This window comes from Mesorhizobium sp. M0051 (assembly GCF_040323235.1).
Classification (GTDB): domain Bacteria; phylum Pseudomonadota; class Alphaproteobacteria; order Rhizobiales; family Rhizobiaceae; genus Mesorhizobium.
The window spans coordinates 231,192-242,777 of sequence record NZ_JAMYUT010000004.1 but is presented as its reverse complement, the minus strand read 5'-3'; the positions used below and the strand labels follow the sequence as shown (position 1 = coordinate 242,777).

At 65.9% G+C, this 11,586-nt stretch carries 5 protein-coding genes; all 5 read left to right on the top strand.

Annotated features, from left to right (window positions below; all coding sequences use genetic code 11):
- Positions 1-70: 70 nt before the first annotated feature.
- The 5 genes from NKJ90_RS06555 to addA are packed head-to-tail and all read left to right on the top strand — an operon-like array spanning position 71 to position 11,517.
- Positions 71-2,626, top strand: coding sequence for an ATP-binding protein (locus NKJ90_RS06555; RefSeq protein WP_023761138.1), 2,556 nt, complete (start codon positions 71-73; stop codon positions 2,624-2,626).
- A gap of 8 nt (positions 2,627-2,634) precedes the next feature.
- On the top strand, positions 2,635-4,146 hold the full coding sequence (gene tsaE, locus NKJ90_RS06550) for a tRNA (adenosine(37)-N6)-threonylcarbamoyltransferase complex ATPase subunit type 1 TsaE (RefSeq protein WP_023761139.1): 1,512 nt from the start codon (positions 2,635-2,637) through the stop codon (positions 4,144-4,146).
- Positions 4,143-4,871 (top strand): nucleotidyltransferase family protein, encoded by a 729-nt coding sequence (locus NKJ90_RS06545; RefSeq protein WP_352485832.1) that lies wholly within the window; start codon positions 4,143-4,145, stop codon positions 4,869-4,871. Before tsaE ends, NKJ90_RS06545 begins: the two co-directional genes overlap by 4 nt.
- Positions 4,868-8,002 (top strand): double-strand break repair protein AddB, encoded by a 3,135-nt coding sequence (gene addB, locus NKJ90_RS06540; RefSeq protein ID WP_023761141.1) that lies wholly within the window; start codon positions 4,868-4,870, stop codon positions 8,000-8,002. The genes NKJ90_RS06545 and addB overlap by 4 nt, the downstream gene beginning before the upstream one ends.
- The gene (gene addA / locus NKJ90_RS06535) at positions 7,999-11,517 is read left to right on the top strand and encodes a double-strand break repair helicase AddA (protein ID WP_352485831.1); all 3,519 of its coding nucleotides are present in this window, start codon (positions 7,999-8,001) and stop codon (positions 11,515-11,517) included. The genes addB and addA overlap by 4 nt, the downstream gene beginning before the upstream one ends.
- Positions 11,518-11,586 lie beyond the last annotated feature (69 nt).

The following is an 11,586-nucleotide window of genomic DNA, read 5'->3' as shown; positions in this document are numbered from 1 at the left end:
GCCCGAGAGGGGTTCAAGAGAGGTGTGCATCAGGGCGGTCTTGCATTCAGGCGGCGGAGAGGACCAAGACATGCCGGGGCAACACCCGCACAGAGCGGGACGGGCCGTTTCCGGCGGCCATGACGATTCGAGGATCACTGGCTCCGCCTTGCAAAGCGGGGGCGTGTCCTGGCGCGTCCGTGCGTCGATCTTCCTTGCCACCTCCGCGCTTGCCGGCCCTTTGGCAGGTGCTGTCGCGCATGCCGAGACCGCTGGTTCCGCCGTCGCCGGATTGTCGATGAGCGCCGTAGAGGTGATGCAGCTTGCCGTGTTTGTCGGGGTGACGGGCGCTGCCCTTCTCTCGGCCATCGTTCTCATCCGCGAAAGAGCCCGCACCTCGGCGGAAAATGTCGAGCTCAGGAGCCGCCTCGCCGATATCAACGCGGCGCTCCGCCGCTCGGAGGCGCTGCTCAATCTGCGCGACCAGCGCGTGGTCGTCTGGGCCGCGGAAAACAAGAAGCCGGAACTCATCGGCACATTGCCCGTCGAAAGCGGCGCTCCGGAGGACCGGGCCGCTTTTCTTGCTTTCGGCCGCTGGCTGATGCCGCGTTCGGCGGCAGCACTTGAACATGCCGTTGCGGGATTGCGCGAAAAAGCCAAACCCTTCGACCTCGTCATCGAATCGCAGGCCGGCGCTCCGCTCGAAGTGCATGGCCGCAAGAGCGCGGCGCATGTGCTCGTACGTTTTATCTCGCTTTCGGAGACGCAGCGCAGCCAGGCCAGGCTGAAGATCGAGAACCAGCGGCTGGCCGCCGACCATGATACGATGATCGGCCTGCTCGACGCGCTGAACATGCCGGCCTGGCTTCGCAGCGCGGATGGGCGGCTGAAGTGGGTCAACCGGGCCTATGCCAATGCGGTCGAATCCGAAAATGCCGAAACCGCGGTTCGGGAGGCAAAAGAGTTCCTCGGCGGCCAGGCACGCGACACGATTGCCGCCCAGCACAAGACACATCCGGTCTTCGAACAGTCGCTTTCCACCGTGATCGAAGGTGATCGCCGTGTGTTTGCGGTCACCGATTTCGCCGGCAGCGATGGCTCGGCCGGCCTTGCTTGCGACACCAGCGCTATCGAGACGGTTCGCGGCGAATACGAGCGGACCGTCAGGAGCCACGCCGACACGCTCGATCAGCTCAATACGGCGGTCGCCATTTTCGACACCGACGAGAAGCTGCGGTTCTTCAATCAGGCCTTTCAGAAGCTATGGGGCCTCGACAGTGGTTTCCTGCACAGCGCTCCCGACAATGCGCTGCTGCTCGACCGGCTGCGCAGCGAGGGCAAGATCGCCGAGCAACCGGAATGGCGCCGCTGGAAGGAAGGTTTGCTCGGCGCCTATCGTGCCGTGGAATCGCAGGAGCATTGGTGGCATCTGCCGGACGGCAAGACCATCCGCGTCGTCGCCAACCCGCAGCCCAAGGGTGGCGTGACCTGGGTGTTCGAGAACCTGACCGAGAAGATGGACCTCGAAAGCCGCTACCAGACAGCGGTGCGGGTCCAGGGCGAGACGCTCGACAATCTTGCCGAAGGCGTGGCGGTGTTCGGCCCCGACGGCAGGCTTCGGCTGTCGAATCCCGCCTTTGCCACACTCTGGGGTTTGAGCGGCGAAGCGGCCAAGCCAAATGTCCACGTCTCCACGGTCCGCGACCTTTGCGACCGGCAGGCGGCGGACAGTCCCTGGCCAGGCTTCGTCGCCGCCATCACCGGCTTCGACGACGAGCGCCGCGACCGCCATGGCCAGACCGAACTCAACAACGGCAATGTGCTGAGCTACGCCATGATCCCGTTACCCAACGGGCAGGTGATGATGACCTTCGTCGACGTTACCGACAGCGTTAATGTCGAAAGGGCGCTGAAGGACAAGAACGAGGCGCTGCAAAAATCCGACCAGCTCAAGAACGAATTCGTCCAGCACGTCTCCTATGAACTGCGCTCACCGCTGACCAACATCATCGGCTTCACCGAACTGCTGTCGCAGCCCACGACCGGTCCGCTGACGCAGAAACAGCGCGAATATGTCGAGCATGTCAGCTCGTCGTCCTCGGTGCTGCTCACCATCGTCAACGACATCCTCGATTTGGCCACGGTGGACGCCGGCATCATGCAGCTCGACATTTCCGAGGTGCACGTCGATCGCACCATTGCGGCCGCGGCCGAACTGGTCGCCGACCGGCTGGAAGAGCATTCGATCAGGCTTGAGGTCGACGCCAGTGCTGCGCCGAAGACGTTCCACGGCGACGAAATCCGCGTCCGCCAGATCCTCTACAATCTGCTTAGCAACGCCGCCAACTACGCGCCGGAAGCCAGCACCATCCGGCTCACTTGCCGCAATCTGGCGGACGGGGTGGAATTCTCGGTTCATGACGACGGCCCCGGCATGCCGCCGGACCTGCTCGATTCTGTGTTTCGCCGCTTCGAGCCGCGCGCCAATGGCGGCCGCCGGCGCGGTGCCGGTCTCGGCCTGTCGATCGTCAAAAGCTTTGTCGAGCTGCATGGAGGCAGCGTTCGCATCGAAACCGGCAAGGACAAGGGCACGACCGTCATCTGCACCTTTCCCGACATGCCGGGCATCCGCGCCGCGGCCGAGTAGCACGCTCGATGACGGGATTGGTGCTGGAGCGTTTGCTCGCCGACGAGACACAGACAGCACGGCTGGGCGAAGATCTTGCCCTGTCGCTGCGCCCGGGTGATGTGCTTGCCCTCAAGGGCGATCTCGGCGCCGGCAAGTCGACGTTGGCGCGGGCCTTGATCAGGACCTTGGCCGACGATGCCGGTCTCGATGTTCCGAGCCCGACCTTCACGCTGGTGCAGAGCTACGACACGCGCATCCCGGTCCATCATTTCGATCTCTACCGCCTGTCCTCGGCGGCCGAGATCGATGAGCTCGGCTTCGACGAAGCCCTGACCCAAGGCGCCGCTTTGGTCGAATGGCCGGAACGGGCGGAAGATTATCTGCCGAAAACCACGGTCCTGATCGAGCTCGTCCAGCATGGCGACGGCCGGTTGGCGAGATTGTCGGGGCAGGGCGCTGCCTTCGATCGGGCGGCACGATCGCTGGCCATGCGCGACTTTCTCGTGAACGCCGGCTGGGGGCAAGCGCAGCGCCGCCATTTCATTGGCGATGCTTCGGCCCGCTCCTACGAGATCGTTTCGCTGCCGGACCGGAAGCCGCGAGTGCTGATGAATTCCCCCCGGCTGGTGCTCGGCCCACCCGTGCGCGACGGCAGACCCTATGCCGAGATCGCTCATACCGCCCAGTCGGTCTCCGCCTTCGTCGCCATCGACCGCGCCTTGAAGGCCGGCGGCGTCACCGTTCCGGAAATCCATGCCGAGGACCAGGAGCAGGGATTCCTGCTGCTCGAACATCTTGGTTCGGAAGGGTTTCTCGGCAGCGATGGCCAGCCGCTGGCCGAGCGCTATGCGGCGGCAGCCGAACTGCTGGCCATGATGCATGGCAGAGCCTGGCCGCAGCGCCTGGAAACAGGGCACGGCGGCTTCCACGACGTGCCGCCTTTCGACCGTGATGCCATGATGATCGAAGTCGATCTGCTGGTCGATTGGTACGTGCCGGCGCTATCGGGCAGCCCGGCAAGCGACAGCTTGCGCGCCGGCTACCACAGGGAGTGGAATGCGCTTCTCGACCGGCTGCACGGCCGCGAAGTCACACTGATGCTGCGCGACTTCCATTCGCCCAACATCATCTGGCGCGGCGATCTTTTCGGTCATGACCGGCTGGGCATCGTCGATTTCCAGGATGCGCTGATCGGCCCGTCCGCCTATGACGTCGCCTCGCTCGCCATGGACGCGCGCGTCACGATGTCGCCCGAGATCGAGAGAGAGACGCTCGATGCCTACATCACGGCGCGCCACGCAGCCGGCGCTTTCGACGAGGCAAGTTTCCTGGAATCCTACGCAATCATGGCGGCGCAGCGGAACTCCAAGATCCTCGGCATCTTCGTCCGTCTCGAAAAGCGCGACGGCAAACCCTATTATCTGAAGCATCTCCCGCGCATTCGCGATTATCTGCGCCGGGCCTTGTCTCATCCGGCGCTGGCAAGCATGCGCGATTTCTACAACGCCAACGGTTTGCTGGAGGAGCGAGCGCTGTGACAGCAAAACCGGACACTGCCATCGTACTTGCCGCCGGGCTCGGCAAACGCATGCGGCCGATCACCGACACCATTCCCAAGCCGCTGGTCAGGATCGCCGGCAAGACGCTGCTCGACTGGAGCCTCGACAGCCTGGCCGCCGCCGGTGTCGCCAAGGCGGTGGTCAACGTTCACTATTTTCCCGACCAGATCGTCGCCCATGTCGCGGCGCGCCAGTCGCCGAAGATTGTTATCTCCGATGAGAGCGAAAGACTTCTCGATTCCGCCGGCGGCATCATCAAGGCGTTGCCGGAATTGGGCGAGCAGCCCTTCTACATCCTCAACGCGGACACCTTCTGGATCGACGACGGTCCACTCAATCTCAAGCGCCTCGCCCTTGCATGGGACGCGGCGAAAATGGATATTCTGCTGATGCTGGCGGATCTTAATCAGGCGACCGGACACTACGGCAGCACCGACTTCCTGGTGGCGCCGGATGGAGCCTTGCAGCGCTCGAAAGGCGATCCGGCGGGTCTGATCTATGCCGGAGCGGCGATCGTCCATCCGCGCCTATTCAGGCAAGCAGCGGCCGGGCCGCACTCGCTCAACGCCTATTTCGATTCGAGCATCGCCGCCGGCCGACTGTTCGGCATGCCCATGCACGGCCAGTGGATCACCGTCGGTACGCCTGATGCCATTGCGCTCGCCGAAGCGGCGGTCGCCGGCGCGCTAATCGAGTCTCAATGAGCGGCTCAAGCCGCGTTTTCTCGATCCCCCCCGGGGCGCCGTTTCTACCGACGCTTGCCGAAGCGCTGCTTGCCGGCCGCCTTGTTCCTGGCTTTCGCTTCGACGGCGATCCGCTCGCTTTGGCCGATGTCACCATCTATGTGCCGACGCGCCGCGCCGCGCGCGCGCTGCGGGGTGTCTTCGTCGACAGCCTGGCGGCACGCGGCGGCGGCGGTTCGGCGATCCTGCCGGTTGTCCGGCCACTCGGCGAGTTCGATGAGGATGAGGCCGCGTTCGAAACCGAGGCAGCGGCGGCGATCGATCTCGCACCGCCGATAGCCGCGACTGAGCGCCTGTTGCTGCTGACGCCGCTGGTGCGCGCCTGGAAACGCCGGCTGCCGGCGCATGTCGCCGCGCTCTTCGCCGAGGAGATCGTCATCCCGGCCTCCACCGCCGATGCGATCTGGCTGGCGCGCGATCTGGCAAGGCTGATGGACGAGATCGAGACGGAAGGCACGGACTGGGCCAAGCTCACCGACCTGGTGACCGGCAATCTTGCCGGATGGTGGCAGGTGACGCTTGAATTCCTCGGCATCGTCACCGACGCCTGGCCGAAATTCCTCGCGGAAAGCGATCGCTCCAATCCAGCCGCGCATCGCAGCGCGCTGATCCGCGCCGAGGCGGCGCGGCTGCAGCGCAATCCGCCCGCTGGACCGGTCATCGCCGCCGGCTCGACCGGCTCCATTCCGGCCACCGCTGAGCTGCTTGCGGCGATCGCCCGCTTGCCCGGCGGCGCCATCGTGCTGCCAGGCCTCGACCGGACGCTGGACGAAGCGTCCTTCCAGGCAATCGCCGCGCCGGGTGCGCGTCCGGCCGTGCTAGGCCATCCGCAATATGGCCTGGCCAGGCTGATCGCCAAGATCGGGGTGTTGCGCGGCGATGTCGAGGAGATCGGCGCGCCCGTGCCACGGCTCGCGCTTCGCGCCGCCCTTGTCGGCGAAGCCCTGCGGCCGGCTGAGACCACCGAATTTTGGGCCGAGACGCGCAATGGCTTTTCGACGTCCGATATCGCCGGGGCATTCGCCGGCGTGACCTTGCTCGAAGCAGCCAGCGAACGCGACGAAGCCGTGGCCATTGCCGTGGCGCTCAAGCGCGCGGTCGAAGTATCAGGCCAAAAGGCCGCTCTCGTCACCGGCGACCGCGCGCTGGCGCGGCGCGTCTCGGTCGAGCTCCAGCGCTTCGGCGTCGTCGCAGACGATTCCGGCGGCACCTCGCTCGCCAACACCCCGCCGGCCAGCCTGCTCCGGCTGGCGCTCGAAGCGGTGTTCCGGCCAGGCGATCCGGTAGGCCTGCTGTCGCTGCTCAAGCATCCGCTGCTTGGCCTCGGCCTCGAACGGGCTGATGTGCGCCATGCTGCGGAACTGGTCGAACTGGTGGCGCTGCGCGGCGGCACAGGCCGTCCCGACATCGTTTCGTTGCCGGAACTATTCGAGGCTCGCCTCACCGGCCTGGGCAGCGGCAGCCGGCCGCCCTTCTGGTTTTCCCGGTTGACCGTGCGCGCCATCGAAAGCGCACGGAATTTGCTGGACCGTCTCACGCAAGCACTGGCGCCACTTGCGGCTTTCCGGGGCCAGGATGACGCCGACCTTGCCGCGCTGGTCACAGCCAGCGTCGTCGCACTCGAAAATCTCGGCCGCACCGCCGATGGCGGCCTTGGCGAACTCTATGCCGGTGACGCCGGCGAAAAGCTTGCCGAACTGCTGCGCGGGTTGGTCGCGGCTTCCGCATCGCTGTCCTTCGCGGCGAGCGAATGGCCAGACGTGATGGCGGCGCTGATCGCGCCAGAAACGGTCAAGCCGGCGCAAGGCACCGACAGGAACATCGCTATCTGGGGCGCGCTGGAAGCACGCTTGCAGACTGTCGACACGCTGGTCATCGGCGGGCTGAACGAGGGCGTATGGCCGCGCAAGCCCGAGAGCGACCGCTTCATGTCGCGGCTGATGAAGACTGGCATCGATCTCGAACCGCCGGAACGGCGCATCGGCCTTGCCGCGCATGATTTCCAGATGGCCATGGGCGCGAAGAAGGTGCTGCTGGCCCGCTCGGCGCGTGCCGGCGATGCACCGGCGGTGCCGTCGCGCTGGTTGCAGCGCCTGCTCACGTTCATCGGCAACGACCAGGCGGCAGCGCTGCGCCGCCGTGGTGACGAACTGCTCACCTGGGCGCGCGCACTCGACTCCGGTCCAAGACAGGATTTCGCGCCGCGGCCGCAGCCGAGGCCGCCCTTGTCAGTGCGCCCTGGCCATTTCTCGGTCACCGAGATCGAGACACTGCGCCGTGATCCCTATGCCGTCTACGCAAGACGAATCCTCGGCCTGGTGCCGCTCGATCCGGTCATCCGCGACCCCGGTGCGGCCGAGCGCGGCACGCTGTTCCATGCCATCCTGCACCTGTTCGCGGCACGCGTCGCCGATCCACGTGCTCCCGATGCGCTCGCCGGCCTCATATCAGCGGGCCGTGCCTGTTTTGCCGATGCAGCCCTTCCAGCCGATGTCGAAGCGGTGTGGTGGCCGCGTTTCGAAAAACTTGCCACCAACATCATCGAGTGGGAACGCACGCGCGCCGGCGCGGTGATCCGGCGGCATGCCGAGGAGCGCGCCGGAAAGACCGTCGTTGGCCAGTCCGGCGTGACGCTGTCCGGCTATGCCGACCGTGTCGACCTGCTGGCTGGCGGCATAGCCGACATACTGGACTACAAGACCGGATCCTCGCCGTCCAAGGCGCAGGCGCACACGCTGCTGGCGCCGCAACTGGCGCTGGAGGGCGCGCTGCTCAGGCGCGGAGCCTTCAAGGATTTGGGCGCGCGTGAACCGTCGCAACTGGCCTTCATCAGGTTGAAGCCGAATGGCGAAGTGTTCGAAGAATCCATCCTCGAACACAACCGCCAGCCGCGCACCGCAGCCGATCTTGCCGAAGAGGCCTGGGCGCGGCTGGAAAAGCTGTTGATCCACTATGCCGACCCGGCGACCGGTTACCTGTCGCGCGCGCTGCCGTTTCGCGAGGGCGAGACCGATGGCGATTACGACCATCTTGCCCGCGTGCTGGAATGGTCGGCCGGCGGCGACGCCGGTGACGAGGGAGGGGAGGCATGAAAAAGGCCTATCCCATCCCGAGCGACACCGCGACCAGCCAGGCCCGCGCCGCCGACCCTCAGAATTCCGCCTGGGTGTCGGCGAACGCCGGCTCCGGCAAGACCCATGTGTTGGCCCAGCGCGTCATCCGGCTGCTGCTGCGCGGCACCGATCCGTCGAAGATACTGTGCCTGACCTACACGCGCGCCGCCGCCGCCAACATGTCCAATCGGGTTTTCTCGACACTGTCGGAATGGACGACGCTTGGTGACGCGGATCTGGCGGCAAAGGTCGAGGCGCTGGAAGGCCGGCGGCCGGATCCAGAGACCATGCGCCGGGCGCGGCGCCTTTTCGCCGAGGCGCTGGAAACGCCCGGCGGCCTGAAGATCCAGACCATTCACGCCTTCTGCGAATCCGTGCTGCACCAGTTCCCTCTGGAGGCCAACATCCCGGCCCATTTCGAGATGCTCGATGGCCAGATGGAGGCTTCGCTGTTTGCCGCGGCGCGCCGCGACATGATTTCCGGCACTGCCGCCGGCGACCGGGATCTGGCCGAGGCCTTTGCCACCATCCTCGACCGTGGCGGTGAGGCCGGGCTCGATGCCTTGCTAGGCGAGATCGTGCGCAAGCGCGACGGCTTGCGCAATTTCATCGACGCGGTCGGACGCGACGGCACGCGCTTCCAGGCATTGGTCGACGAATTCCATTTCCGCCGCGGTCAGACCGCCGAAGGAATAGCGGCATCGGTCTGGCCGTTGCCGGGCTTCCTGCCCGATTATTTTGCCGGCTTTGCCCAGGCCGCCGATGCCGCCGATGCCAGGACGGTGCTGAACAACATCCTCCCCTATGCGCGCCAGGCCTTCGCCGAGAACGATCCCATTCGCCGCCTGCAATTGCTCGCAAGAGCCTTCCTCAAGACCGATGGCGACGCCTACGACCCGGCAAAAGCCTTCAAGAAGGCGCTGGTCGACCGACTGCCGGATCTGGCGGAGCGCTATCTCTCAGCAGCCAGTACGATCGTTGAAACCGTCGATCGGCTGGCCCTGTTCCGGATGCTGGAAGGCACGGTTGCCGCGCTGACCATCGCCGACTGGCTGATCGCCCGCTACGAAGTGCTGAAGCGCAGCCGCGGCTTTCTCGACTTCAACGACCTGATCACCCGCACCGTCAACCTTCTGGCGCGGCCCGATGCCGGCCCCTGGGTGCAATACAAGCTCGACCAGGGCATCGACCACATCCTGCTCGACGAGGCACAGGACACCAGCCCGGATCAATGGGAGGTTGTGAAGCGGCTGGCGGAAGAGTTCTTTGCCGGCTTCGGCGCCCGCGACAGGGTCCATCGCACGGTCTTTGCCGTCGGTGACGAGAAGCAGTCGATCTATTCCTTCCAGGGTGCGGCGCCGGATTCCTTCGCCGACAGCCGGCTGTTGTTTGCTGGCAGGGTGCGCGACGCCGAGGCGTCCTTCGCCGATCTCAAGCTGACCTGGTCGTTCCGCTCGACCGACGATGTTCTGGCCGCCGTCGACCGCGTCTTCGCAGATCCCCTGGTGCGGCGCGGCATCAGTCACGATCCCGATCCGCTGAGCCACAAGGCGATCCGCACCGATGCGCCGGGCTATGTCGAGGTCTGGCCATCGGTCGGCGCCGACGTCGTCGACGAGCCCGACGATTGGACGCAAGCCATCGACCATGCGCATGCGCCGGCGGTGCGCGTGGCCGAGAACGTCGCCGCCACCATTGCCGGCTGGATCGGCACCAGTGAGATCATCGAAGGCCGCGGCAAGCGGCTGCGGCCTGGCGACGTGCTAGTGCTGGTGCGCAAGCGTGACCGCTTCGTCCATGCGCTGACCCGGGCGCTCAAACGCCGCGACATCCCGGTCGCCGGCGCCGACCGGCTGAGCCTGCCCGGCCATATCGCCGTCAAGGACCTGATCGCGCTTGGCCATCTCCTGATCCAGCCGCAGGACGATCTGTCGCTCGCCGCCGTGCTGCGCAGTCCGATCTTCGATTTGCCCGAGGAGGAGCTGTTCACGCTCGCTGCGCAGAGGGCAGCTGGGCTGTCGTTGCTCGCATCGCTGCGCCAGCGTGCCGGCGAAAGCGAGCGACTGACAAAGATCGTCGCGCAATTGGACATCTGGACAAATGAGGCCGCCTTCAAGCCGGTGTTCGAGTTCTATGCCGGGCTGCTGGCGCGCGATGGCGTGCGCAAAAAGATGATCGCGCGGCTCGGGCCTGAGGCCGGTGACATTCTCGACGAGTTCCTGAGTTTCTGCCTCGCCGAGGAGCGAACCGGCCTGCCTGGGCTGGAAGCCTTCCTGTCGACACTGGAAAACGCCGGTCCCGAGATCAAGCGTGAGATGGACCAGACCCGCGACGAGGTCCGGGTCATGACCGTGCATGCCGCCAAGGGCCTGGAGGCGCCGGTCGTGTTCCTGGTCGATGGCGGTTCCGCCCCGTTCAGCGACCAGCATCTGCCGCGCCTGATGCCCTTTGACGGCTCCGGCGCCACCTGGGATGGCAAGGGCTATCTCTGGCGCTCGGCCAGCGACGTCGCCAACGGCTTTTCCAAAGCAGCGGCAGCGCGGGCACGGGAACTTGCCGACGACGAATACCGCCGGCTGCTCTATGTCGGCATGACCCGTGCCGAGGACCGGCTGATCGTCTGCGGCTATCACGGCAAGCGGGCGCCGAACGCCGGCACCTGGCACTCGATCGTCAGCCGTGCACTGGTCGGCGCTCCGGAGAGCCAGCAGCATCCGCATCCCGCCGGCGGCGAGCCGGCGCATCGTTTCCATGTCACGAAGCTGCCGCCGGTCGCACTGGTATCCAGCGAGCAGGCACGGCAGGCCGACGCTTTCGAGCCTTTGCCGTCGGGCCTGTTCCGGCCCTTGCCGCCGTTCGAGGACTTGCCGCGTCCCCTGTCGCCATCCGGCGCCGCGGCGCTGATCGACGAAGGCAAGGAAGCCGTGATCGACAAGGCGTCGCCGGTTATCGATGCCGATGCGGAGCCAGGTTTTGCCGTGCTGCGCGGGCTTGCCCTGCACAAGCTGCTGCAGATGCTGCCTGGCATTGCCGAGCACGAGCGCCAGGGCGCGGCGGAACGCTACCTCGCACGAACGGGTGCGGAATGGCCTCCGTCGGAGCGGGAGAAGGGCCTGGCTTCGGTGACCGCCATCCTTGCCGACGCCAGCTTCGGTCCGCTGTTTGCGCCGTCGTCGCGTGCCGAAGTCGCGATCATGGGCAGCCTGGAGGTCAAGGGCAAAAAGCGCTCGATTTCCGGCAAGATCGACCGGCTGGCGGTGACGCCGGACAGTGTGTCGATCGTCGACTACAAGACCAACCGGCCGGCACCCGCCTCTCTGGCCGAGGTGCCGCCGGCCTATGTCCTGCAGCTGGCGCTCTATCGTGCCCTGCTGCAACCGCTTTATCCCGGTCGCGCGGTCCAGGCGGCCTTGCTGTTCACCGAGGCGCCGCGGCTGATCGAGCTGCCGGCGGGCGCCATGGATGACGCCCTTGCTCGACTCACGGGAGCGTGACACAACACCTGCTTGAAGAAGGGCGCGATCACCACCACATTTGGTGCGACGAAAAATTTCGAAAGGATT